The following is a 24,455-nucleotide window of genomic DNA, read 5'->3' as shown; positions in this document are numbered from 1 at the left end:
GATGGCCATCCGCCGGAGTGCGCACCGATCATCCAACAATCAGCGCAAATTGAACATGCAAGGGGGCCGCGCGGCACAACCTCACATCATCATTCGTTCCAACCGTCCTTGGAGTCCAAGGGCGGCATCGAGACGTTGCGCCGCAAGCGCGTCCCAGCCTTTTCCCGCTTGAAAATCTCCCGATATGCGCTAGCTCTGAGCATCGTCATACCACCGACATTTGCATGTTTAATTGATAGAAGACATTTCGGATTGCTGCCTATGCCCGATGCCAGCGCTGCCCTGTTTTCCCAAGAACGCCGTCTGGCCTCGGCATCATCCAGAACACATGAACCGCAAGGACTCGCCGGCCGGCATCGCTGAGGGCGGTGCGGTGAGGAGGGGCGAGCGAGGGAGGACTGACGATGTTCGTTGAGGGTTTGAAGAGGCTGCTGCGCGGCCGTTCGGAAACGCAGGACGTTGCCGCCGGGGGCGGGCTGACGGCGACCGACCGGGATGCAGTTGTCGCCGACTTCGCCTCCTTCGAAGGGGTGGAGAAGGGGCTCGGCAAAGCCCTAGCCGGCTACGTGCTGTCGGGCGCCGGCGACGCGACCGTGCTTCATCTCAGCAATCTTCTGAAGAATCCCAAGGATGAAATCCGCGTCAGGCTTCACAACGCCTTCATGGCCATTGCCGATGATTGGAAAAACAAGGCGGAGGTTGAAAAACGCAGCAAGGCGAGAGAACGGGTGCTGTTCGGTCTCGAAGGGTTCGACGCCGCCGCACTCTATCGTTACTTCCTGCTGCACAGCGAGTTTCGTCTCCAGAACAGGGCCTGGAACTTTCCCGGCAGCGATCGATCGCCGCATTGGCTGCGCGCAGCCACCTATCTTCTCGATACGCGCGTGCCTGAAGGCGGTCCTCCATTCGGCTTTCTCAACGCCGAACGCGCGCTCGAGATGATGGCGGCGGCCGGACTTCTCCCCTCGGTCGCGCCGCTGATCGATTGCGCCTTTGCCGATGGCGACGTGCCCTACGGAAATCTGACCCAGCGCATGCTGAAGCTTCCGGGCCTGGCCGATGCCATCGCCGCCATGCCGGAGGAGGCGGTCAAGGCGATCGGCGGTCTTGCGGCCGGCGGCCGCGAGGTCATGACCAGCTTCATCGGCCAGAACGGCCTCATCGATCGCGAGCCGCATTTCTTCGATTTCGCCTTCGCCATGGCAAGCGACGGCGCCAAGGCGGTGCGCGACGTCGCCGCCAATGCGCTGAAAGCGGCGGATGCAGCCAAGGTTCAGGCCAAGGCCGAGGAGTTCCTCGCCTCCCGCAAGGCGAATGAGCGGCTGGCCGGCGTCACCATTCTCGCCGCATTGCTGCGCGAGCGGTGCCTGCCGATCCTCGAAAAGCACGAAGGCCAGGAAAAATCCAATACTGTCATCGCGGCGATCGGCACGATCCGCGCCACCTATGCCGCGAGTGCTGTCGGCTCGGGCGAGGACGGCCAGGCGGATGGCGGCGACGGCTATATCGCGATCGACGGCAGTTTCGTCGCCGTGCCGCCGGTCGCCTCCGCGCCGGAGATGCCGCTGCCGGCCGATCTGGAAGAGGCCTTCCGCAAGCTGCTTGCCGAAACCAATGCGGCATCCCGCATCGATTACGACCAGACGCCGCCGGGCAAGGAATGGAACCAGCGGCCGGCGCGCCCCTTTGCGGCCCCCTTCGATCCGGCGGTCGCCAAACACGTCGTCGCCGCCATGTCCGGCGAGCGCCTGAGCGAGGCGCAGCGCCGCCAGGTCTGGGCCGCGATCGACGGCAAGGGCGGCTATCACTGGGAGCGCCAGAGGAACCAGGTCCATGGCAATGGGCTGAAGGCGATCTTCGCCCGCGCCGATATTTCCTTCGAGGCGCTGTCGCGGCTGCTGTTCCAGGCGACCGATGGGCGCCATTGGCAGCATATATTGCGCGTCGTGCTCGGCGTGCCGAATTACTGGATGCGCGGTCCCGACACTGAGATCGTCGCCCGCATCCGGGCCGGCGCCGATATCCGCATCCTCGCCGATATCGCCGCGGCGGCCGGCGCGCCGGCCTTCGGTGCCATGACAAACGAGCTTGTCGACAAGGCCTATGTCAATATCGCCGAGATGATCGACGAGCCGGCGCCGGCCAATGTCTGGCCGCTGCTGGCCGAAAATTTTGCGGCGATCGATGCAGCACTCGCCGGCGACGGGCTGAAGGAGCGCTGGACCGAGGATTTCATCTTCTCCTGGCTGCGCTTCTTTCCGCATCTGCCGCGCCGCTATTTCCCGCTGGTCGCCGATCGCGCCCTGCAGGCCGGCGTGCGCCAGCGCGACTTCGCCCGCCACCTCCTGCGCGAGGTCGACGATCTCACGCCCTTGATCACGCCGATGCTGACATCAGGCCCGGAGACCAAGCGCCTTGCCGCCGCCCGCTGGCTGGCCGAGCGGCGGGATGCCAATGCGATCGCGCCGCTGCGCGCAGCCATTGCCAAGGAAAAATCCGTCGCGGTCAAGGCGGCCGCCCTGTCGGCGCTCGCCGCCTGCGGCGATGATACCTCGGATTTCTTCGCCGAGGATGCGCTGATTGCCGAGGCGGAAAAGGGGCTGGCCTCGACCAAGGTCGATTATTCGCCGCTGTTTGATGCCGAAAACCTGCCCGTTCTGCATTGGGCGGATGGCCGCGACGTCTCGCCGGTGCTGGTGCGCTGGTGGTTTGCCCGGTCGCACAAGCTGAAAATGCCGGGCGGCGATCCGCTGATCCACATGGCGCTCGAGCGGCTCGACCGCAAGGATGCCGAACGGCTGGGGGCGGCGGTCGTCTCGGCCTTCATCTCCTACGACACGCAGCACCCGACGAGCGAAGAGGCCAATGCCTATGCCGCCGCCGGTGCCAAGCAGCGCTACGATTATATGAAAAAATGGCGCACCGATTTTTCCGAGGAGCTGGCCTTTGCCGAGCTGCGCCGGGAAAAGCTCGCCATCTATTTGAACAGCGCGCTCGATCATCGCGGCCTGCTGGCGCTCGCCCGTTTCGCGCCGCCGGCCGAGACCACGCTTCTCGTCAAGCGCTATCTGCGCGAACACGGCAAGCGGCCGAACCAGTGCCGGGCGCTTCTCGATGCGCTGATGGCAAACCCGGTTCCGCAGGTGCTGCAGCTCGTGCTGATCGCCTCGCAGCGTCACAAGCAGCCGGGCATGCGCAAATATGCCGGCGAGGTGATCTCCGCCTTTGCCGAGGCGCGCGGCTGGACGCCGGCCGAGCTCGGCGACCGCACCATGCCGTCGGCCGGCATCGATGAGGACGGCTTCCTCGAACTGCCGATCGGTGAACGTCTCTATCGCGCCCGCCTCGTCGCCGAAGCGGCCAAGAACGGCAGGGAGGAGATGAAGCTGATCCTGGAAAATCCCGACGGCAAGCCGATCGCCTCGCTGCCGACGCCTTCGAATCCGGAGGAAGCGGAAGAGGCCAAGGAGGCCAAGAAACTGCTCTCCAGCGCCAAGAAGGAACTGAAGCAGACGGTGGAGCTGCAGAGCGGCCGTCTCTACGAGGCGATGTGCGCGGCCCGTATCTGGCCGCGCGAGGATTTCGAAACCTTCCTGCTTGCCCATCCGATCGTCGGCCGGCTGCTGCGCCGCCTGGTTCTGGCCGGCCATGACGACAAGGGCAAAATCGTCGCAAGCTTCCGCGCGCTGGACGACGGCACCTTCACCGATGCCGAGGACGAAGCCGTCGATCTCAAAAATTTTGCCGGCATCTCGATCGCCCACCGCGTCAGCCTCGGCGAGGCCGGCGCCAAGGCCTGGAAGACCCATCTCGACGATTACGAGGTCAAGCCGCTGTTCGAGCAGCTCGACCGGCCGGTGCTTTCCGAGGACAAGCCGCACGCCAAGCGCATCGACGACCGCAAGGGCTGGATGATCGACAATCTGACGCTGCGTTCGGCCGCCGAGGCGCTCGGCTATGTCAGAGGCCCGGTCGAGGACGGCGCCGGCTTCTACACCTATGAGAAGACGTTCGGCGATTGCGGCATGGCCGCCATCATCGAATTCACCGGCAGCTATATCGGCGAGAGCGAACGCGTGCCGAAGGCGCTGACGGAGATGCGCTTTGCCCGCATCCAGCCGGGCGGCCGGGTGACCTATGGCGGCGAGACGCCGCTTGCCAAGGTGCCGCCGGTGCTGCTCAGCGAAACCTGGAACGATCTGCGCGCCATCGCCGACAAGGGCACCGGCTTCGATGCCGCTTGGGAAAAGAAGGGCGGATGGTGAAGATGGATCAGTCAGTTCTTCGTCCGGCAACGGAAATCCTGCATGCGGCCGAACTCGCCAGGCTCGCCGAGACCGACAAGGGGCCGCGGCCGCCGGGCTGGCGGCTTTCGGCGCGCGCCGTGCGCGCCTTCGTGCTCGGCGATGCCGCGCACGGCATCTCCCGCAAATTCTACGGCGACGATGCGCTCGTCGAGCGGGCGATCGTCAGCCTGATGGGGGAGCAGGGGCTGCTGCTCGTCGGCGAGCCGGGCACGGCCAAATCGATGCTGAGCGAGCTGCTGGCCGCCGCCGTCACCGGCTCGACCCGCCTCGTCGTGCAGGGCTCGGCCGGCACGATGGAAGAGCATCTGCGCTATGGCTGGAACTATGCGCTGCTGATTGCCGAAGGCCCGAGCGAAAAGGCGCTGGTGCCGTCGCCGGTGCTGCAGGCGATGCGCGCCGGCCTGGTCATGCGCATCGAGGAGCTGACGCGCTGCCCGCCGGAAATCCAGGACGGGCTGATCTCCATCCTGTCGGAAAAGATGATCGCCATTCCCGAACTCGGCGATTCCGCCATCGTGCGCGCCGCGCCGGGCTTCAACATCATCGGCACGGCGAACCTGCGCGACCGCGGCGTCAGCGAAATGTCGAGCGCCCTGAAGCGGCGCTTCAACTTCGAAACCGTGCATCCGATCACCGACCCTGCCTTCGAGCGCGAGCTGATCCGCCGCCGTCTCGCCGACCGGCTGGCGCCGTCAGGCGTCAAGCCGGATCTGCCGGAGGCAGCACTCGCCATCCTCGTCTCCTGTTTCCAGGAGCTGCGGGCCGGGCGCACCGCCGAGGGCGTGACGCTGCAGAAGCCGGCCGCCGTCATGTCGACGGCCGAAGCGGTCAATGTCGCCCATGCGGCCGCCCTCGAAGCCGCCTATCTCGGCGACGGCATGGTGACCGGCGCCCATCTTGCCCGCCAGATCGGCGGCATCGTGCTGAAGGACGATCCGGAAGACGGCCGCAAGTTCAAGTCCTATGTCGATCACGTCATCAAGGACCGCGCCCGCTCGGGCAGCGACTGGCGCTCCTTCTATGAGGCGGCGCGCACCCTGAGGCTCGGCTGAATGGAGGCGGAGGCGGCTGAACGCGAGGCCTTTGCCGCCTATGGGCAGCGGCTGACAGCGGGCGAAGGCGGTTTTTTCTTCTTTCCGATCCGCCACCACAGCCCGGCCTGCGCGCTGCATCTGACCGCCGCCCTGGCCGAGATCGGCCCGCGCGCCATCGTGCTGGAGATGCCGGCGGATTTTGCCGCCCTGCTGCCGCTCTTGTCGCATCCCGAGATCAGGCTGCCGATCGCCATCGTCTCCGTCGCCGACGGCGAACGCGCCTCCGACGAGCGCCTTCCCGTCGGCTACTGGCCGTTCTCGGCGACCTCGCCGGAATGGGCGGCGTTGCGGCTCGCCGGAGAGCGCGGCTGCCCGGTTGTTTTTGCCGATCAGGAGAGCGGCGCCCGCCTTGCCGCCGCCCGCCAGGAGAAGGCGACCGAAGAGGGCGAGGAGCAGGCGTCGGGCGAGGAGGCGACAGCGCCGGCGCTTCTGACCGACGAGGGCCAGCTTGCCTATTCCTGTTATGCCGAGGGCCTGGTGAAGCGGCTCGGCGTGCGCGATTTCAACGAGGTCTGGGACCGGCTGTTCGAATCCCGCGCCGCCGAGAAGGATTGGCGCGGCTTTTTCCGCGACGTCGGCATTCACTGTGCCCTGTCGCGCCTGGCCACCCCGGTCGCCGCGATCGCCGCCGACGATACGCTCTCCCGCGAGATCTGCATGCGCGCGGCGATGGCAAAGGCGGCGCTCTCGCCGGGCGAGGGGCCGATCGCCGTCGTCACCGGCGGATTTCACACGCCGGCGCTGATCGATCCGCCGGCGGAAGAAAATCGGACGGAAGCGGGCGGGCCGTCGCTGGCGGCCCCGGCTGTCCGCACGAAATCCTATCTGATCCGCTACACCCATGATCACCTTGACCGGATCAACGGCTACGGCGCCGGCATGCCCTCGCCGCACTGGTACGAGCGGCTGCTCGGGCGGGTCGGCGAAGGCCATGACGATCCCTTCACCGAGGCGGCCGCCGATGTGGTGCTGGCGCTGGCCGAGCGCCTTCGCCGCGACCGGCCGAATTTCATGCCGCCTCTGCCCTCGCTTGCCGCCACCGTCGCCCAGGCGCGGGCGCTCGCCGATCTGCGCGGCCTGCCGGGGCCGGGGCGGGCCGAGATCATCGATGCGGCGCGCTCCTGCCTGGTGAAGGGCGAGGATCCGCGCGATCAATCGCCGCTGATCGAGGTGCTGCTGACCGAGCTTGCCGGCGAAGGCATCGGCGAGGTGCCGCGCGGCGCCGGCGCGCCGCCGCTGGTCGAGGCGGTGCGCAACCGCGCCCGGGCGCTCGGCTTCCGCATCGACGACGGCACCGAGCGCAACCGCCTGCTCGATATTCACCGCAAACCCCGGCATCTTGCCGCAAGCCGCTTCCTGCATGTCATGGTGCTGCTCGGCACCGGCTTCGGCCGCTGCATGCGTGGCCCGGACTGGGTGGGCGGCACCGCCACCGACGTGCTGTTCGAGGAATGGACCTATCGCTGGTCGCCGGCCGTCGAAAGTCGGCTGGTGGCGCTGTCGATCGACGGCGATACGGTCGAGCGCGCCGCCGACGCCGTATTGTCGCGCAGCGTCGAGGCGCTCGGGCAGGAAGGCAAGGCGCGCAATGCGCTTGCGGCGATCCGCCTGCTGCTGATAGCCGGCCAGGCCGGTCTTGCCGGCGCCTGCGGCGGGCTGATGGCAGCGATCGGTCCGGCCGTTGCCGCCGATCCGGATTTCGGCCGGGTGGCGCTCTGCCTGTCGATGCTCGACAATCTCCGCCGCGGCCGCAAGATCCTCGGCTTTGCCGGCATGGCCGGCCCCGATGCGCTGCGGCTTGCCGCCTATCGCCGCGCCATCGATCTGCTGCCGACGCTCGAAGGCGCAAGGGAAGAGGACGTGCCGCGTTATGTCGAGGCGCTGGCGACGCTGAACGAGATCGCCGAAGCCGGCGCTGCGGCCGGCGATGGCGACGAGCGGCTCGATCTCGATCTTCTCGACGAGGGCATATCGGCCCTGCTCGACGGCGATCTCGCGCCAAGGGCGGCGGGTGCGGTCGCCGCGATCGCCCATATGTCCGGCCGGGTGAGCGCGGCGGCGCTTGCAACCTGCATCATCGGCCCGCTGCAATTCGGCGTCGGCGACCCGCCCGCCCGGGTGGAGCCGCTGACCGGCCTGCTGGCGGTGCAGCCGGCGCTGCTGAAGCGCACGCCGGCCCTGCTGGAGGGGCTCGATGCGGTGCTCGCCGGTTTTGACGAGGCCGATTTCATCGCGGTGCTGGCGCCGCTGCGCCTTGCCTTCACCGCGCTTGCGCCTGACGAAACGGATGCGCTCGCCGCCGTCATCGCCGACACCAAGGGCAGTGCGCTCGATCTCGCGCCGCGTTTTTCCGGCGGCCCGAGCGAGGCCGGCATGCTCGCCAATGCCCGCCTCAACGCCACCCTTGCCGAGCTGATGCGGGCCGACGGTCTTGCTGCCTGGCTTGAGGAGCCGGCATCATGAGCGATCGGAAGAAGCCCGAGGAGAGCCTTCGCCGCTGGCGCCTGGTGCTCGGCCGCTTCGCCGAGCGCCAGCTTTCGGGCTGCTGCAACGGTGCCGACGCCCGCCGCGACGCCGTGCTGGAACGCATCTACGGTGAATCCTATCGCCGCCGCGGCATCCGCACGGGCGGGCCCGAGAGCGGCAGGAAGAACCGGAAAGGCGGCGCCGAGCCGCCGCAGATGACGCTGCCGGAATGGTATGGCGAGATGCGCTCGCTGTTTCCGAAATCGGTGCTGGAGCGGGTGGAAAAGGATGCGCTCGGCCGCTTCGGCATGACCGAGCTTCTCGACGATCCCAAGGCGCTCGCCGAACTCAATCCCGATCCGTCGCTGCTTGCCGCGCTGCTTGCCCATCGCGGCCGCTCCGATCCCGTCATCGCCGCCAAGATCCGCGAAGTCGCCAAGCGCGTCGTCGAGGAATTGAGCAAGCGGCTGCGGCTGCAGACGAGCCGGGCGCTCTCGGGCGCCAGGCGGCGCGGCGAGACGACGGCGCGCCGCTCATCCGCCCGCGACATCGCCTGGAACCAGACGATCCGCAAGAACCTGAAGAACTGGGATCAGGAGCGGCGTGTGCTGATCGCCGAACATCTGCATTTCCACGCCGCCACCCGCCGGCATCTGCCCTGGCGGATCGTGCTCTGCATCGACCAGTCGGGCTCGATGGCGACCTCACTGATCTACAGCGCCGTGATGGCCTCGATCCTGTCGACCCTGCCGGCGGTGACGGTGAAGCTCGTGCTGTTCGACACGACGGTGGTCGACCTCAGCGACGAGGTCGGCGATCCCGTCGACGTGCTGATGTCGGTCCAGCTCGGCGGCGGCACCGACATCGGCCGGGCGGTCGCCTATTGCGAGGCGACGCATATCGCCGAGCCGCAGCGGACGATCTTCGTGCTGGTCTCCGATTTTTGCGAAGGCGCGCCGGCCGCCCCGCTCTTTGCCGCCGTCCGCCGGCTTGCCGGCGCCCGCGTCAAGCTGCTCGGCCTTGCCGCTCTCGATGAGGCCGCCCGGCCGGCCTATGACCGGGAGACCGCCGCCCGCCTCGTCGATGCCGGCATGGAGATCGCCGCGCTGACGCCGGAGCATTTCGCCGACTGGGTTGCGGGGCATATGAGGTGAGCGGCGCCAAGACGGAAAATTCCGCCCGGTTCGATGCCGCGGCCCTCGGCGACGAGCTGCTGGAAGCAGCCTCCTCCAAGGGGCTGCTGCGCCGCGCCCGCCGCGACGTCGAGGCCGGCCTCGTGCGCCTGACCGGCTGGGATGGCGGCACGGCGCTCGCCGAAGCCGATGGCGAGAGCGTGCGGCTCACCCCCGGGCCGCTCGCCGCAGCAGGCTGCAGCTGCCCGGCGACCGGCCTGTGCCGGCATATTCTCGCCGGCATCCTGTTCATCCGCGACGCCGGGGAGGGGACGCCGGCCGATGCGGCGGAACCGGCCGAGACGGCGCCGGCCGCCGCTGCGGCCGCACCGGATGCGCATGCAGAAATCCTTTCGCTCGGCGAGGATGCCATCGCCCGTGCCTTCGGCCGCGCCGCCTATATCAAGGCGCAGGCGCTGCTGGCTACGCTCGACCAGGGCGCCGTCCGGATCGAGCCGAGCGCCACTGCCGTCCGCATCGCGCTCGGCGACCATCCCGCCGTGCTCTATCCCGTCGGCGGCGGCCCGGCCGGCATGATCTCGAAGGCCGCGACTTCGCTACGCGCCACGCTGCATGCGGCCGCCCTGCTTGCGGTGCGCGGTCCCGGCGAGCCGATTGTCGAAGCGGAACAGGCGTCGGAAGAGGCGGAAGGGCCGGCATCCGGCGTGCTCGAAGAGGCCGCCGTGCTGCTCTGCGATGCCGCGCGCCAGGCGCTGTCGAAGGCGCCTGTCGGTCTCGAGGAGCGGATCGGCGATCTTGTATTGTCCTCGCGCGCCGAGGCCATGCCGCGGCTGGCCGCCGAGTTTCGCACCATTGCCGCCATGATCCGGCGGCGGCGCGAGCGGCTGGAGGCGGCCGATCCCGCCGAGCTTCTCACCATGCTGGCGCGCGCCTATGCCCTGACGCAGGCGCTGCAGGCCTCTCCCGACGCAGCCTTGCTCTCCGGCGCCGGCTCGGAGGCGCCGCAGCCGCTTGAAGCGGTCGATCTCCTCGGCTGCGGCTTGCGCCTGTGGCAGAGCGAAAGCGGCGCGCGCGGCGTCACCGGCTATTATCTCGCAGCCGACGGGCGAAGCTTCAGCGCCACGCTGGCGCGCGCGCCCGGCAGCGATCCCGGTTTTACGCCGCGCCATGCGGCAACCGGCGAAACCGTCTTCGGCCGCTCGCTTGCGGCGATCGCCGGCAGCGCCTTCCGCCTCGAGGGGGCCGCGGTCAGCAGCAGTGGCCGGCTGCACACCGGCAGCGGCCGCGCCGAACTTGTGGAAGCCGGCTGGGAGGCGGCGGTCAAACGGATCGCCGGCGTCGCCATCGACGATTGGAGCCAATGCGCCCAGCGCCTGGCCCGCGCCTTCCAGCCGAAGCTCGCCGCCCCGCCGCGCCGCGGCGAGCCGCTGATCCTGCGGCCCGTCCAGTTCGGCCCAATGCGCTTCGACGGCGTGGCGCAGGTCGGACGCTGGCCGGTGCGCGACCGCGACGGCCGCTGGCTGGAGCTGGAGATCGAGGGCGACGACCGGCTGGAGGCGAATTTCGCCCGGCTGGGGGCGATCAGCGACCGACAGCCGCCGCTGCTGGCCGTCCTCGCCGAAGCCCGCGGCGCCGAGATCGTACTCTCGCCGCTGGGCTTTGGAACCGACAGCCTGACCACGCTGGATCTGCCGCCGCCGCCACAGGCGCCGATCGCGCAAAAGCCGAGCCTGCTGTCGCGCCTGACCAAAAGCCTGGCGCTCTCCGGCGCGGCCGAGCGCGTGAGCGCCGAAATGCGCTTCGAGGCGATGGCCCGCCCGCAGGCGGCAAGCCTGCGGCTGGTCGCCGCCGCCTTCGACGAGATCCTGGCGCTGGCCGAACTCGGCGGGCGGATGGAGGATCCGGAGCGGCTGCAGCGCCTGGAGGGGTTGGGCCAGAGGCTCGACGAGGCGGGCCTGGCGCTGGCCGGCCGACTTCTGACGAAGCTTGCCGCCGCCCCCGGCCGCAAACGCGCCGATCACCTGCTGCGCGCCGCCTATGCGCTCGATCTGATAAACCGCATCGATCCGCAGCTGCCCTTCGTGCGGATGCTTTGAGGCTGACTGCATTTCCGTTTTTCGTGAGACCGGCCCCTCATCCGCCTGCCGGCACCTTCTCCCCGTTCTGACGGGGAGAAGGGACTATGCCGCAACCTCTCCGTCCCTCGCTAGCCTCTCGCAGGGCGCGTCCCCTCTCCCCGTAAAACGGGGAGAGGGTTAGGGTGAGGGGCACATCCGGGGTCGGAACCCGACGAACCGTCCGTTACTTCTGTTCGGGCGCCAGGAACTCTGCGCAATAGGACGGGCCGTTGACACCAGGGATGTCGGCGACGGTGCGGATATCGCGGATCGTGTAGTCGGAGTTGGTGGTGATTTCGGCCTGGCAGCGCAGATAGGCGGTGCGGGCGGCGGCGATCTGTTTGCCGCGCTTGCCATCGGCGCCCTCGGCATATTTGGCCGGAATGCGCACGGTCTTATAGCCGCCGCGCCAGGTATAGATGGTGCTCGCACCTTCCTCGCGGTCGCTGATCGGCGGCCCGTAGGCGGCAAAGAAGATGCCGGCCGATTTGCCGACCCAGCGGGCCTCGATCGGATTGCCGGCGGAAGGAATGGTCGTGCATCCGGCAAGCGCAATTGCAAGCCCGGCCGCGGTGATGGTGCGGAGTTTCATCGTGTCGTCCCTGATCTCTGACGCATTGGCCGCGAAGCCGCCGTCGCGGCGGTTTCGCCTGTCCCGCGTGCCTTTAGCGCGGAACCTGGCAAAAGAAAATTGCTCCTTCGACACTTCCGTTTAATTTGCCCGGGGTGTGTCTTTTTGCTGCAGCAGCCCATTCCGGCCCCCTGTCATCAACCCGTCAAAAATTCCCTCGGGTTTTTGAATTTTGGCGCTTGTGCAACCAGATAGGCTGTTCTATAGAAGCGCCGCTGGTCACGGAGTGTAGCGCAGTCTGGTAGCGCACCACGTTCGGGACGTGGGGGTCGAGTGTTCGAATCACTCCACTCCGACCAGCTAGAAACCCCGCTTCGGCGGGGTTTTTCGTTTTTCGAAGCGAGCTTCGCTTAAGGAAACGCGGTCGGTAGGCTGTCGTCGAGAATATAGAAGTGTTCGCCGATCTTGCTGACGCTGATGAATGCGTTCGGACCGGGATCGAGAGTGACGCATTCCTTCCTTTTTTCAGAACAGAATTTCTGAAGGCGCTTTTGCCAGGCTGCGGTTTGTGCGCCTTTGGGCAAGGCAATCTCACCGCTCTCGTCATAGACCAGCGTCGAGTAGGTTTTATGCCTGAATGTATCGTCCCATACGAATGTCCGGAAGCGCTGTCCTTCCTCCGGGGGATCGGCTCGTTTGATCTCCGCCAGATATGTTTGCCGGGTAAGCGCGAATCGAACGCTATCGGGCGTTATGCCGGCGATGGCGAGAAGCTGGAGGCAGACGAGCAGCAGCAGCGGCGCTGTCAGGAGAGACAGGACGCGTCGCCAGCGCCGCAGCACCAGGTTGAAGCAGAGGGAGCCTGCCATGGCAATCAGCGTTGCGAGAAAGACGATCAGATCGATCGTCCACCAGTCCCATTGGGGAGCAAGCCAATAAACCCAATCCGCTCCCAGAAACGGCAACAGCCAGAGGGCATATGTCCAGGTAAATTGGTCGCTGCTTTTGATTTGCTCTGGCACGTTTGTTACCGGGTATTCTTGGTTTGAGGATTACATGGAGGCGGAGTATGGCATCCCGACCACGCGCATGTTCACGTGATTACCAACTGGATCCGTAAAAGTTCGCTTAAACGCCGTAACTAACGGGATCTTCGCCGATTTCCGCCATGCCTTTGGCGAGGGTGGACAGATGCTGCTGCTCTTGCCTCCCAGTTATAATTTTCCTGCCGAAAAGTTATAACCAAGACGCGGGATAAAAAACGCAGGCCCCGGAACGAGTCTCCAAGTGATTCGTTGAGTCGCGTGTTCCGCGTGAGGGGGCTGCATCATGAGCAGGCGGCGAAGCTTCAAACCGGTGAAGATCACCATCAATGGCAAGACAAGGACGGTCTATAATGTCGTGCAGGCCGGCAATATGCTGCTGAGCGACTGGCCCGAGCAGACGCCGGCGGCCAAGGCTGCCGAGCTGCTCGTGCTCGACGTCTTCAACGATGCCGCCGGGCCTGAGCAGGTGCGCCGCGCCTTCATAACGGCGGCCAAGGCGAGCGACATCAAGTTCAGTTCCTGACCGGTTTGGCCGATCACGCCGGCCGGAAAGCGGCCGGAAGATCAACGGGCACATCGAGCGGCTGAAAATGCCGCAGGTTTTCGGTGACGACGGTGAGGTCATAGGCCCGCGCCGTCGCGGCAATGATGAGATCGCCGAGACCGGGATGACAGGCTTTGCTTTCCGCCTCATCTTCCAGAGCGCCGACGATCCTGGCGACGATGGTATCCATCGGCAATATCCGGTCTGCGAATGTGTCGGTGACGACATCAAGCCACTCCGAAAGCCGTTTCGCCCGCTCGATCCCGCCGCGACGGTGAAGGCTGCGCATCCCCTTCTCGATCTCCGCCACGGAGAGAGCCGACAGGAAGAGAGCCTCGGCCTGCCCCTGATCGTGAAACCATCTCCGCACCGGATCGGACGGCGGCGCCTTGCCCGGCGCGAACTTCGAAATGATATTCGTGTCGAGAAGGTAGGCCGTCACAGATCGACGCCCCTCATTTTTGAGGGGTTTCGCTCCAGCTCGACGCCGCCCGGGAAGGTCAGCAGGAAATCCCCGAAATTCGGCCGCGGTTTGTTCAAGGCCTTCTTGGCAGCCTCGGCCGCTTCGACCGACACCAGCACGGCGGCGGGCTTACCATGGCGGGTGATCGTCACGAATTCGCCGTTTGCGGCTTCGTCCACCAGGCCGGCGAAACCGGCCTTTGCCTCTGCCACGCTGATTGTCGACATGACGCTCTCCCGATCGATATGACCATTTATGGTCATAATAGGCTTGCCGGCGTTGGAATCAAGGGAAATACCCATCCAGGCGGCTGAGGCGATTGCTGCGAGGAAGCCGAAGGCGATGCAGGTGAGGGCCTGGATCCGCCAGGAGACGAAGGTGACCGGCGCCGGGGTGATAGGCCTCTCCACGCATTGACCGGGCGGGCAGGGGCAGCCGGAAAAGGCCTTGATGATGCAATCGGCGGACATCTCCGTTTCTCCCTCAGGCGTAAAGCTGATCGCGGTCGGTGATGCCCATGATCTCGCGGGCATAGCGGTAATGCGCCGCCACACTTGATGTGGCGCCGCGCAGCCAGGACGGGCCGCGGAGCAGATGTTCGGGGCGGCTGAGATAGGCAAAACCGAGGGCGCCCATGCGCTGGGCTTCGTTGGCCATATAGGCGCTACAGTCGTCGAGCCGGCGAGCGGCATTCCAGCGGGCGTCCCTTAGGCTCTGCTCGGTCTCGATCTTGCGGAAATGCTGCATGCTTTGCCCTCTCTCGCGCTGTCTGATCGGCATGCAAGATAAGGTATATATAATACCCAATCGCGTCAATGGAATTGGGTACAAAAAATACCTCTTCGATTGACGAGGTACGAATCGTAGGCGTATGAGTGAGCGCAGTGATTGGGCGACCGGGTGCAACTCCCGAGCTGACGAAGCCCAGCGGCGCGGGAAGCGAAAGTCCTTAAGTGCGCTGTCAGAAAATCAGGACGAGGGCGAAGCGAATGGCCCCTCTGGCACGTGTCCCATCCCGGCTCCGGCCTTCAGGACATGGCCAATGCTCTCCCGGCTTCATGGGCTTTGCTCATGGGGTAGGGGGAAGCTTTGGCCGGAACCCTCCCTCACCAGCCTTCAGGATCGGGAAAGAGATGGAAGAGAGAAGGAGTGAAAGAGATCAGGATACCATGCGCGGGCGGCGGTGACCGGCTCGGAGGCGGTCACGATCTCCAAGATTCGCTGCCTGCGCTTGAAGCGCTTGTTTCCAGGCATGCCAGTCTCGCCAGGTCGCTGCGCACGTTTTGCGTGTGGCGATTGGAGCGCCGGCCGAGCCGGTTTCGATGCCTTCGATCGTCGAGGCGAAGCTCAGCTCAATGCAGCATTGCCCGGGCGGCGCCGAAAGCGATGATCAGCACGGCGAGTGTGACGATATAGAACCAAATTCTGCCGGCGCGTGAGGAAGGGCGGATCATCTTGAATCTTTTTCGGAAGAGGTTGGCGTTCTGCTGGAATGGCGATTTCTATGTCTTGGAATAGATTCGTGTTTTAGCGAAAATCCGCATTCTCACATCTCGATCACCGAGCGGCGGACGCGGCCGACGATGGTGACGGCGCCCTGGAATTCCGGCGGCGGCACCTCCTCGTAGGAGGCGGGCTGGAAGGGCGGATTGTCGTTCGGGCGGTAGCGCTTGTAGGTCGCGGCCCCGGTCTCGTCGGCGACGACGTAAAGCGCGTTCGGCGCCAGGCGCTTGTCGCGGCGGTTGACGAAAATGATCGAGCCCGGTGGCGAGATCTTGTTCATCGAATTGCCTTCGACCTCGAGCGCGATCCAGTCGCCGTCGGGCAGGTCGAGCGCGGCGACCGTCGGGAATTCCGAGAAGTCGGTGATCGGCGCCTGCTCGGTCAGCTGGCCGGCGCTGACCCAGGAGATTTTCGGCACGTCGGCAACGGAGACCGGCCGCTCCTCCGGATCGAGCGCGTCGCCGGTTCCGAACTGCAGCCAGTTGAGATTGACCTTGAACGCCTTGGCATATTTCTTCGCGTCGGCGATGCCGAAGCCGTTCCGGCCCGACTCATGCGCCTTGTAGACATTGGCGTTCCAGCCGAAACGATCGACGATCGCCTTCGGCCCGGCAAAGCCGGCGTTCTTCCTGGCCATGACCAGACGCTTTGCGCGTTCTTCGCGCTCAAATTGTTCCTGATCTTTCAACATGATATAAATTATACCCTAAAAAAAGGTACATGTAATGCCCTAAATCGCTTGACGTGCGAGGTATTTTATATACCCTTATCGCCATGACAAACATTGATATCAACAACCGGCCCAGGCTTTCCGGCTTCGCCAATGATCTCATTCGCAAGATTTCGGGCGCGCGGCGCATCCAGCGCCCGGGCGACCGCTACACCGGCTGCCCGAGCTGTGGCAGGGCGCTGTCGATCGCCGAGGTGATCGAGCGCCATTGCGAAAATTGCGGCCGACAGACCCATCCGGAAGAGATGCGGCGGACGACGATCCTCCCCGCTTCCTTGCCGGTCACCAGATCCGACAGCCGCACGCCTCCCTGACGGCTGTCGGTCGCCGGCGTCGTCGCCCTCCCTCGGCGACGCCGGCATCTCCTGGACGCGACTCGTCGCGCTGCCACAGGGCAGCAGCCCTGGGAGACGACATCAGGAGCCCGTGCTTCCGCAACAGAGCGGGCTCCTGATGTCAGCAACGAATTCAACAAATGAAGGACGGCCAAGGCCCGCTTTGCCGGGAGCATCCGGCCGCGTCCTGGGGAAAGAGGATCAAGCGATGAGCATCGCCCCAGCCTGTCAGGGCATTGAGATGAGCGCCCTCGCGCTCTTCCGCTCCGGCCGGGACTACATCGAAATCGCCGCCATCCTCGGCATGACGGTGCCTGAAGTGGAGACAGAGATCCACCGGCTGCGCAGCGCCGAGAAGGGCGACACGGCCCAAGAGGATTACGCCGTCGGCAAGGTCCGGCGGTTTGCCGGCCGCGCCGCCCGGCCGGGCGCTCCGGTCAATTTCGCCGCAGCGCGACGCAGGCTGCGGGCCTGAGGGGGCGACGCGGAAAGGGATGCGCATGGAAAAGGAAGCGATGAACAAGGACATCATGGACATCCTCAGCCCGGTGCTGGGGCAGGAGCTGGCGGCGGCGATCATCGAGCATCGCAGCCGCACGCTGAAGAAGCCGCTGACGGCTTACGCGGCGAAGATCCAGGTCAAAGAGTATCTCAAGACCGGCAATCCGGTCGACGCCGCCGAGATGCAGATCCTGCGCGGCTGGCGAGCGATCAAATCCGACTGGTATTTCAATGAGAAGGCGAGGGAAGCGGGATCGACCGATGCAAACACGGGCAGAAGGACATTGGTCGATGCCGCAAGAGATTTCCTCTCCGGTGACGATCATAGCGGGGATGCTTTCGGGCTTTCCGGTCTCCGCCGGCACTGATCCCGACATGCAGATCCGCGCCTATCTCGTCGCCATCGACGGCATCCCGGCCGAGGCGGTCTGGCGCGCCGCCAAGCTGTTCCTGTCAGGCAAGGTCAGGGACCATAACCGCGCCTTCGCCCCGAGCGCGGCGAGCTTTGCCGAAACCGCCCGCCAGCAGCAGGCGGTGATGGCCAGGGAAAGCCGCCCGCCGATCGAAGTGCGGCCCGAACCGCCGCAGCCGAAGGTCGCGGCCTACAAGATGCAGCTGCTGAGACAGGCGGCGAACGGCAGCCTGCACGCCAGGCGGCAGCTCGCCAGGATGTTTCCCGACAACCCGGTCATCGCAAAGGCCGCACAAGACGCACAGGAGGCAATGGGATGAGAGCGCTGTTCTGGACCGAAGACAAGATCGTCGAGGCGCAGAAATTCTGGCAGGCGGGGTACTCGGCACGAGAGATCGCCGAGCTGTTCGGCTCGAAGAAGAACACCGTCATCAACATGGCACACCGCAACCGCGACAGGTTTCCCTCGCGGCAGCAGGCGCTGAGGCCGCCCGACGCTGAGGTATCCGTGCCGACCCGCCATCCCGACCGGGTGACGCGGGTGACGCTGTCGGGCGCCCATGTGACGATGCCGCGCGTGCCGACCATCGACGGGCCGGCGCCATGAGTGCCGTCACCCCGCGCGAGCGCGAAATCATCGGCTGGATGGCGGCAGGCAAGACCGCCGCCGAGATCGGCGCCATCCTCGCCATCTCGCCGATCACCGTCAACACCCACATCGCCAATGCCAAGGCGAAGCTCGGCGTCTTCAAGGAAACCGCCCTGGTCGCCGCAGCACTCAGAAACGGCATCATTCGATAGAAGGACAATCAGCATGGGCGGCAAGGCCACCAAGGTGAAGATACAACGGGCAGGAAAGGGCGCCGGCCGGCCGCGCAAGGCCAATGTCGAGCGTTTCCCCTGCGGCAAGATCAAGCCCTTCGAGACCGAGAAGGACAATGTCAGCGTCGCGGTCGCCGCCCGCCGCCGCATCCACGGCTTCAACAGGACGGTTGATGACGAGACGGTCAGGAGTCCCTATGCCGGCTATACCCTCGGCCGCATGTTCCTCGATGGCGTCATCACCGACGAGCAGCGCCAGGCCGGCGACGACTATGCCGAAGCCATGGCCCGCTACCACAAGACAACAGGCATCCCGGCTCCGAGCCCGAGGGCGCAATCGCTCTTTGCCGTCAAGGGCCATGAAGGCGAGGTGACCGAAAGCCTCGCCGAACGCGCCCGCAAGGCCAGCAACCGCATGATGGCGCTGCAGGCGATCCTGCTCGCCTGCGAGGACGGCCCGCAGGTGAAGAGCACCGTCTATAATGTCGCGGTGATGGACTACGAACACCTGCGCCACATGCCGCCGCAGCAATTGCTGTGGCTGCGGCGCGGGCTGATCGCGCTGCGGAAAGCGAAGGGCGGGTGAGGGTTCTTCTGCACGTGCCGCGGTGTCGCGCCAGAGCCCGTCGTCCTCGGGCTTGACCCGAGGACCCATGCCGGCCTCGCCATGCGGCCATGGATTCCAGGCTCAAGGCCTGGAATGACGGAGGGTCGGGGAGGGCTATCGGCAAGAGGTGCAACGCCGCTGCTAATTCCATCACCATCTGGATGATGTGGTCTCGATGTGGCGGGAGTGGGCCGCACAGAGTATCGAAGTGCATGGCTGTGTTGTTAGCACCTCCGCACGGCCCATAATCCTTACGATCGACGGAGCCTCTTGTTCCCGCGCCGATGAAATATTTTGATCGGCCGTGTCAGGCGCGGGTTGCAACCGCTCACCTCCAGCGGCGTTCAAAGAACTTCGTCTTGATACCGAGTGCGAGAAGAGCAAACAGCAGGGCGAAGCCGGCATAGCGGTGGACATAGCCGGTCGCCAGAAAGACGAGCGCGATGCCGCTGCCGCAAATGAAGCCGAAGCGGAGCGAATAGGGCTTGCCGTTTCCTCCCCATCCAAAAGCGAGGCTCAGGATGAGCCACACGAGGACGATGAAGGTGGGCATCCCCCATTCGGACAGCCAGAACGACCGGAACAGGACACCCGACATCGCCAAGAAACAGCCCACAATGAGCAGAGGTATTTTCACTTTCCACGTCATGCTTTCACCACTGAGAAGAAAAGGAATTGCGTCGAAAGGCTCGGAAGGCCTGCGGAAAAGCCGGCGCGAGGGGCTGCCGGCTCGCAGACGCTCTCGAGCGGAAAGCCGCATGCTCCGCGATTCATTGCTGTGTTCCGATCGTGAAGGTCACCATTCCCGACCCGCTTGTGATCCAGGCTTCTTTGCCGTCCGGAGAGAAGCCGAGGGTTGGGCTGGCCCAGCCGGAGATTTCAAAGCGCTGAAGAACAGAACCATCCGTCATCGATACAAGGCCAACGTAATTCTTTTCGCTTGGGATCGTTATAAGAGCATAGCGGTCATCCGGGCTGATGGCGGGGATCAGGCTGAAGGAGCCGATAGCGGTTGTCCCCGTGATCGACCAGATCAATCGGCCCGAGATCACCTCCCTTAACTCCGCGATCACTCCCGATTGCGGAATCGGCGGCGGGCAGGGAATCTGAAAATCGCAACTCTCTCCGATTCCTTTGAGATTTCCCATGATCAGCACTTTGTTTCCGTCCATGGAAAGCGTGTAGCGTGGATGCATTGTCTTGTTGTGGATCGGCAAAATCCTTGGCTTTTCGCCGCGATCCCAAAGCATCCAGATGTCCGGCTGCCAGGCGGTCAGCACACGTAGCCGGCCGCTCCGGTCGATCCGGGAAGACGCCGCGAAAAAGCGCCTGTAGTCAGGCGGGTTTGGGATCGTTGCGATTTCAACGGCATCCAGCACCCGGCCTGCCTTGGCGTCGACGAGGGCGATCGTCGGGTGCGGGTCGTCATGTTCGGGCCTGTAGTGGGAACCCCGGGTGCCGAACATTGCGAAGGCCAGGCCGGTGCCGCCGATCCAAAACATCTCGTCCAGCGGGCCATTCGGATGGGTGAGAACAGGCAAAGGCGTCTGGTCGCCGGTCTCGGTGAACAGATACGGCTGCAGGCCTCCGAGCGCGAAGCCTCCATCGGCTTTGTTTTGTGCGACACCAAGGACCGCAGACGAGTCGGGCAGCCATTCGAAGGGTACCATCGGCGTCCAGAGGGAGCTGAACCCATGCATCGGGAATGTGTGGCTGGCACCGGCCCGATCGACGCTGCCGACCCACAGCCCGTTGATAGCGTGAGAGGTAAAGGCCTTGCCTCCATCGGGGGACGGGTAAACCGGGTAGCCGTCGCGGACGATGGGCAGGCAGCGACTGGCCGACAGACGCAGCGGCCCTGCAGGTTTGGGTTCGAGGGGTTTGAGGGCCTCGAGGGTCTTCGTCAAGTTGCCTTTGCAGCCGATCACCTCAGGAGAAGCCATTGCGGCTGAAGCAAAGCTTAGGCTGAGCGCCGCCAGCACGGTATATATGAACAAGGCCTGCTCTCCGATCTCGCTGGACGGGATCATGCCTACAAAGCCATAAGGGAATGTGAAACGCGCTGGTTGCATTCGATGTAATCAGCAACACCAGAATTGCGTCTGCTCCGGCGAGGCTGGACGATCAAAGACGGCAACCCGTCGTTCTGTCGTGCTGATCGAAAAGATCGACTTTGGGCCGCCACCGCGATGAAACCGGCGCGGTGGCGACATGGCCGGAAAGCGGCCGCCGCTTTGATCAGAGGATGAAATCCGAACCGGTCAAGCCCAGGTTTGTGCCTGTTAAGACGATCGTCGTTTCGTCGGTATTCGCGTCCCCATTGGTATCGAAGTGAAGGATCGTGTTGCCGCCGCTTTCCGTGTACCAGGCGCTGTGGGTCGTGGCCGTCGTTCCACTCCAGGCGAAGGCTTGATCGCCCGGGGTGTTGGGGTTGAGCGTGTATGCGTCGAGCCCGCTCACATCGATCTTGTCAAACCCATGGTGGAAGTCAAAGATCGTGTCCGGGGCGCCGGACGCGCTGTCGCCCGCGGAGATAAACAAAAATGTGTCATTGCCCGAGCCACCCCAAAGGTCATCCTGCTCGCCGCTACCATTGAGCGTGTCGTTGCCGGAGCCCCCGTACAACGTGTCCAAGCCTTGGCTTCCGATCAGTATGTCGTTACCTGCCTGGCCGTAGAGCTTGTCGACCCCGTTATTTCCATTCAGCGTGTCGTTACCTGCCTGGCCATAAAGCGTATCACCGGAGTTGCCGCCGCTGATTGTATTGTCGGCCGCATTTCCGACCTTGGTATCGACACCGTTGGTTTCGCCCCAATTTGTCGTTGTTGCGGTCGCCGTGTCCGTATCGTGGTCGTTGCTCGTATCGCTGTCGCTTTCGATCACGTCGGTGATGCCGAGATGGAAGCTATGCGAGGCATCCGGCGTGCCGCCAACCGTTGCATCATTCACATCAACGGTCACGTCGTAGCCGGCCTTTACTTCGAAGTCCGCGCCACCGTTGAAGTACAGCGCGCCGTTCAGGATCGTGAATGACGCGGCGTCACTTCCAGACAGCGACAGCACGTTGTTTCCGGAATCGACATCCGTGACCGCGATCTCGGCAACTTTGATCACGCCCCCATTTTCGGGCGTCGACGTCACTGTGTTCGACAACACAACCGCCGACGGTGCATCATTGACCGCCGCCAGCGTGAAGCTCTGGCTTGCCGGCACACTGCCGCCGTTGCCGTCGGTGACGGAGTAGCTGAGGCTGACCGGGCCGTTGTAGTTGGCATCAGGCGTGAAGGTCCAGCTGCCGTCATTGTTGTCGACCAGGGCGCCATGATCGGCGCTGAGGCCGGCGACCGACAGCTGATCGCCGTCGACATCGGTAAAGCCGGCCAGCAGGTCAGCGGTGCTGAAGGTGTAGGGCGTGTCCTCGCTGCCTGCCGAAAGCGTCGCCGCATTGCCGCTGAGGACAGGTGCGTCGTTGACGGAATCAAGCGTGAAGCTCTGCGTTGCCGGCACACTGCCGCCGTTGCCGTCGGTGACGGTGTAGCTGAGGTTGACCGGGCCATTGTAGTTGGCATCAGGCGTGAAGGTCCAGGTGCCGTCATTGTTGTCGACCAGCGCGCCATGATTGGCGCTGAGGCCGGCGACCGACAGCTGGTCGCCGTCGACATCGGTGAAGCCGGCCAGCAGGTCGGCGGTGTTGAAGGTGTAGGGCGTGTCCTCGCTGCCTGCCGAAAGCGTCGCCGCATTGCCGCTGAGGGCCGGCGCGTCGTTGACCGCCGCCAGCGTGAAGCTCTGCGTTGCCGGGACACTGCCGCCGTTGCCGTCGGTGACGGTGTAGCTGAGGCTGACCGGGCCATTGTAGTTGGCATCAGGCGTGAAGGTCCAGGTGCCGTCATTGTTGTCGACCAGGGCGCCATGATCGGCGCTGAGGCCGGTGACCGACAACTGGTCGCCGTCGACATCGGAGAAGCCGGCCAGCAGGTCGGCGGCGCTGATCGTGTAGGGCGTGTCCTCGCTGCCTGCCGAAAGCGTCGCCGCATTGCCGCTGAGGACAGGTGCGTCGTTGACGGAATCAAGCGTGAAGCTCTGGCTTGCCGGCACACTGCCGCCATTGCCGTCGGTGACGGTGTAGCTGAGGCTGACCGGGCCGTTGTAGTTGGCATCAGGCGTGAAGGTCCAGGTGCCGTCATTGTTGTCGACCAGGGCGCCATGATCGGCGGTGAGGCCGGCGACCGACAGCTGGTCGCCGTCGACATCGGTGAAGCCGGCCAGCAGGTCGGCGGTGTTGAAGGTGTAGGGCGTGTCCTCGCTGCCTGCCGCCAGCGTCGCCGCATTGCCGCTGAGAACCGGCGCGTCGTTGACCGCATCCAGCGTGAAGCTCTGGCTTGCCGGGACACTGCCGCCGTTGCCGTCGGTGACGGAGTAGCTGAGGTTGACCGGGCCGTTGTAGTTGGCATCAGGCGTGAATGTCCAGGTGCCGTCATTGTTGTCGACCAGGGCGCCATGATTGGCGGTGAGGCCGGCGACCGACAGCTGGTCGCCATCGACATCGGTGAAGCCGGCCAGCAGGTCGGCAGTGCTGATCGTGTAGGGCGTGTCCTCGCTGCCCGCCGAAAGCGTCGCCGCATTGCCGCTGAGGACCGGCGCGTCGTTGACGGCATCCAGCGTGAAGCTCTGGCTTGCCGGGACACTGCCGCCATTGCCGTCGGTGACGGAGTAGCTGAGGTTGACCGGGCCGTTGTAGTTGGCATCAGGCGTGAAAGTCCAGGTGCCGTCATTGTTGTCGACCAGGGCGCCATGATCGGCGGTGAGGCCGGAGACTGAGATCTGATTGCCCTCGGCATCGGTGAAGCCGGCAAGCAGGTCAGCAGTACTGATCGTGTAGGGCGTGTCCTCGCTGCCTGCCGCCAGCGTCGCTGGGTTGCCGCTGAGGACGGGTGCGTCGTTGACGCCGTTGATCACAACCGTCAGCGTGCCGACGCTGAGCGTGCCGTTCGACATCTTGATCGTGTACTGGATTGTGTCGGTGAAGGTTTCTCCGGCATCGAGCGCGTTGATCTGCGCGCTTATGCCGGCTGCGTCATAATGGATCTGGTTGTCACTGCCGATCCAGAATGTTGCTCCCATCTGGCTGGTTTGGCTGAAGCTAATGCCCACGCCGTCCTGCATCAGCAGGTCCTTGTTGTAATCGACAAACGCCTTGTTGGTGACGATGATCGCTGCCCCTCCGTCGTCGTTCTTGACGCCGTCATCCACCGAATAGATCGTCGTCTTCACGCCGCCGCCGCTTGCGGCCAGCACGTCGAATGTGAACTGAAGGCTGCCGTCTTCGGTGCCGGATTGTGTCAGATTGGCTGCCGCACCTGAATTCGAAAACGTGACGGTCGTGCCTGAAACTGTCGTAGTCGCCATTTACAATTCCCCCCAGTGATACTGCGAACGACGAAAGTGTTCGCCGCCCAATTACTATTTCCAATCTGGGTGCCCACCACGTCGCCGAAGAAATCGCGGAATAAACATGCCCATCTGCACGGTATATTATATTTTTCTAAATAGTAACCCAGAGGATGCATAAAATGATGCCAACTATACAGTAGAGTTAAAGTTGATTGTGGATAAACTCGTTCGACAATTCATATGATTATTTGCGCCAGCGTCCGAATGGCCTGCACTTTCCGTTTATCGACACGGAAGAGTTCCCCACCGCGGACGGCGTGGTGCGGTATGCGCGGATAAAGGTTGGGGCCCGCTGCGGGAACTCTGCTCAACTCTCAGAAAACGCGAACGAAGAGCTTCGATGGTTGGCGGAC

23 protein-coding genes and 1 tRNA gene are annotated in these 24,455 nt (G+C 64.6%); 15 read left to right on the top strand and 9 right to left on the bottom strand.

The features are described 5' to 3' along the window. The 6 genes from CO671_RS34025 to CO671_RS25975 all read left to right on the top strand — a co-directional run. Nucleotides 1-363, top strand: a 363-nt coding sequence (locus tag CO671_RS34025; RefSeq protein WP_210201920.1) for a hypothetical protein, incomplete at its 5' end; no start/stop codon positions are given. A gap of 41 nt (nucleotides 364-404) precedes the next feature. Beyond that, a complete protein-coding gene (locus tag CO671_RS25995) occupies nucleotides 405-4,265 on the top strand; it encodes a DUF4132 domain-containing protein (RefSeq protein ID WP_097608341.1) in 3,861 nt (1,286 codons plus the stop codon). Between the two features lie 2 nt (nucleotides 4,266-4,267). Continuing rightward, nucleotides 4,268-5,359, top strand: a complete 1,092-nt coding sequence (locus tag CO671_RS25990) for an AAA family ATPase (RefSeq protein WP_245425038.1) — start codon at nucleotides 4,268-4,270, stop codon at nucleotides 5,357-5,359. Then, entirely contained in the window at nucleotides 5,360-7,864 is a 2,505-nt protein-coding gene (locus CO671_RS25985) for a DUF5682 family protein (protein WP_097608339.1), read from the top strand. Beyond that, nucleotides 7,861-9,021, top strand: coding sequence for a VWA domain-containing protein (locus CO671_RS25980; protein ID WP_097608338.1), 1,161 nt, complete (start codon nucleotides 7,861-7,863; stop codon nucleotides 9,019-9,021). The genes CO671_RS25985 and CO671_RS25980 overlap by 4 nt, the downstream gene beginning before the upstream one ends. Further along, nucleotides 9,018-11,096 carry a hypothetical protein gene (locus CO671_RS25975; protein ID WP_097608337.1) on the top strand — a complete coding sequence of 693 codons (2,079 nt, stop codon included), beginning with the start codon at nucleotides 9,018-9,020 and terminating at the stop codon, nucleotides 11,094-11,096. The genes CO671_RS25980 and CO671_RS25975 overlap by 4 nt, the downstream gene beginning before the upstream one ends. A 205-nt stretch (nucleotides 11,097-11,301) precedes the next feature. Here the strand turns inward: CO671_RS25975 and CO671_RS25970 are convergent, their stop codons facing one another. Next, nucleotides 11,302-11,709, bottom strand: a complete 408-nt coding sequence (locus tag CO671_RS25970) for a hypothetical protein (RefSeq protein ID WP_010055906.1) — start codon at nucleotides 11,707-11,709, stop codon at nucleotides 11,302-11,304. Between the two features lie 261 nt (nucleotides 11,710-11,970). Between CO671_RS25970 and CO671_RS25965 the strand changes: the two genes are divergently transcribed. Continuing rightward, nucleotides 11,971-12,047, top strand: a tRNA-Pro gene (locus tag CO671_RS25965). A 51-nt stretch (nucleotides 12,048-12,098) separates the two neighbouring features. Here CO671_RS25965 and CO671_RS25960 read toward each other — a convergent pair. Further along, on the bottom strand, nucleotides 12,099-12,710 hold the full coding sequence (locus tag CO671_RS25960; RefSeq protein ID WP_097608336.1) for a hypothetical protein: 612 nt from the start codon (nucleotides 12,708-12,710) through the stop codon (nucleotides 12,099-12,101). A gap of 307 nt (nucleotides 12,711-13,017) precedes the next feature. Here CO671_RS25960 and CO671_RS25955 point away from each other — a divergent pair, with 307 nt between their 5' ends. Continuing rightward, nucleotides 13,018-13,257: a DUF982 domain-containing protein gene (locus CO671_RS25955; RefSeq protein WP_039618371.1), complete on the top strand. Its 240-nt coding sequence runs from the start codon at nucleotides 13,018-13,020 to the stop codon at nucleotides 13,255-13,257. Between the two features lie 13 nt (nucleotides 13,258-13,270). On the opposite strand, the gene CO671_RS25950 is transcribed toward CO671_RS25955, so the two are convergent. From CO671_RS25950 to CO671_RS25935, 4 genes are all read right to left on the bottom strand, one after another. Then, the gene (locus CO671_RS25950) at nucleotides 13,271-13,720 is read right to left on the bottom strand and encodes a type II toxin-antitoxin system VapC family toxin (RefSeq protein WP_097608335.1); all 450 of its coding nucleotides are present in this window, start codon (nucleotides 13,718-13,720) and stop codon (nucleotides 13,271-13,273) included. Further along, on the bottom strand, nucleotides 13,717-13,968 hold the full coding sequence (locus tag CO671_RS25945; RefSeq protein ID WP_097580086.1) for a type II toxin-antitoxin system Phd/YefM family antitoxin: 252 nt from the start codon (nucleotides 13,966-13,968) through the stop codon (nucleotides 13,717-13,719). The genes CO671_RS25950 and CO671_RS25945 overlap by 4 nt, the downstream gene beginning before the upstream one ends. Before the next feature lie 256 nt (nucleotides 13,969-14,224). Continuing rightward, entirely contained in the window at nucleotides 14,225-14,488 is a 264-nt protein-coding gene (locus tag CO671_RS25940; protein WP_097608334.1) for a hypothetical protein, read from the bottom strand. A gap of 799 nt (nucleotides 14,489-15,287) precedes the next feature. After that, nucleotides 15,288-15,935, bottom strand: coding sequence for a S24 family peptidase (locus tag CO671_RS25935; RefSeq protein ID WP_097608333.1), 648 nt, complete (start codon nucleotides 15,933-15,935; stop codon nucleotides 15,288-15,290). A gap of 140 nt (nucleotides 15,936-16,075) precedes the next feature. On the opposite strand from CO671_RS25935, the gene CO671_RS25930 reads away from it, so the two are divergent. The 7 genes from CO671_RS25930 to CO671_RS25900 all read left to right on the top strand — a co-directional run bounded on the left by CO671_RS25930 (nucleotide 16,076) and on the right by CO671_RS25900 (nucleotide 18,630). After that, nucleotides 16,076-16,288, top strand: a complete 213-nt coding sequence (locus CO671_RS25930; protein WP_348627720.1) for a hypothetical protein — start codon at nucleotides 16,076-16,078, stop codon at nucleotides 16,286-16,288. A gap of 229 nt (nucleotides 16,289-16,517) precedes the next feature. Next, complete coding sequence (locus tag CO671_RS25925; RefSeq protein WP_097608331.1) at nucleotides 16,518-16,784, top strand: hypothetical protein; 267 nt, start codon at nucleotides 16,518-16,520, stop codon at nucleotides 16,782-16,784. Nucleotides 16,785-16,809: 25 nt separating this feature from the next. Beyond that, nucleotides 16,810-17,178 carry a hypothetical protein gene (locus tag CO671_RS25920; protein ID WP_097608330.1) on the top strand — a complete coding sequence of 123 codons (369 nt, stop codon included), beginning with the start codon at nucleotides 16,810-16,812 and terminating at the stop codon, nucleotides 17,176-17,178. Further along, nucleotides 17,144-17,542 (top strand): hypothetical protein, encoded by a 399-nt coding sequence (locus CO671_RS25915; protein WP_097608329.1) that lies wholly within the window; start codon nucleotides 17,144-17,146, stop codon nucleotides 17,540-17,542. The genes CO671_RS25920 and CO671_RS25915 overlap by 35 nt, the downstream gene beginning before the upstream one ends. Next, on the top strand, nucleotides 17,539-17,829 hold the full coding sequence (locus tag CO671_RS25910; protein ID WP_097608328.1) for a GcrA cell cycle regulator: 291 nt from the start codon (nucleotides 17,539-17,541) through the stop codon (nucleotides 17,827-17,829). Before CO671_RS25915 ends, CO671_RS25910 begins: the two co-directional genes overlap by 4 nt. After that, nucleotides 17,826-18,023 (top strand): helix-turn-helix transcriptional regulator, encoded by a 198-nt coding sequence (locus CO671_RS25905; RefSeq protein WP_064681729.1) that lies wholly within the window; start codon nucleotides 17,826-17,828, stop codon nucleotides 18,021-18,023. Before CO671_RS25910 ends, CO671_RS25905 begins: the two co-directional genes overlap by 4 nt. A 13-nt stretch (nucleotides 18,024-18,036) precedes the next feature. Further along, nucleotides 18,037-18,630, top strand: coding sequence for a hypothetical protein (locus CO671_RS25900; protein ID WP_010034122.1), 594 nt, complete (start codon nucleotides 18,037-18,039; stop codon nucleotides 18,628-18,630). Between the two features lie 349 nt (nucleotides 18,631-18,979). On the opposite strand, the gene CO671_RS25895 is transcribed toward CO671_RS25900, so the two are convergent. The 3 genes from CO671_RS25895 to CO671_RS25885 all read right to left on the bottom strand — a co-directional run bounded on the left by CO671_RS25895 (nucleotide 18,980) and on the right by CO671_RS25885 (nucleotide 24,057). After that, nucleotides 18,980-19,300, bottom strand: coding sequence for a hypothetical protein (locus CO671_RS25895; protein ID WP_097608327.1), 321 nt, complete (start codon nucleotides 19,298-19,300; stop codon nucleotides 18,980-18,982). A gap of 121 nt (nucleotides 19,301-19,421) precedes the next feature. Further along, entirely contained in the window at nucleotides 19,422-20,648 is a 1,227-nt protein-coding gene (locus CO671_RS25890) for a hypothetical protein (RefSeq protein WP_245425037.1), read from the bottom strand. A 241-nt stretch (nucleotides 20,649-20,889) separates the two neighbouring features. After that, the gene (locus tag CO671_RS25885) at nucleotides 20,890-24,057 is read right to left on the bottom strand and encodes a cadherin-like domain-containing protein (RefSeq protein WP_097608326.1); all 3,168 of its coding nucleotides are present in this window, start codon (nucleotides 24,055-24,057) and stop codon (nucleotides 20,890-20,892) included. Nucleotides 24,058-24,455 lie beyond the last annotated feature (398 nt).

Origin of the sequence: Rhizobium sp. M10, from assembly GCF_002531955.1 — a bacterium.
GTDB classification, from domain to species: Bacteria; Pseudomonadota; Alphaproteobacteria; order Rhizobiales; family Rhizobiaceae; genus Rhizobium; species Rhizobium etli_C.
This window is presented reverse-complemented; position numbering and strand designations above follow the sequence as displayed.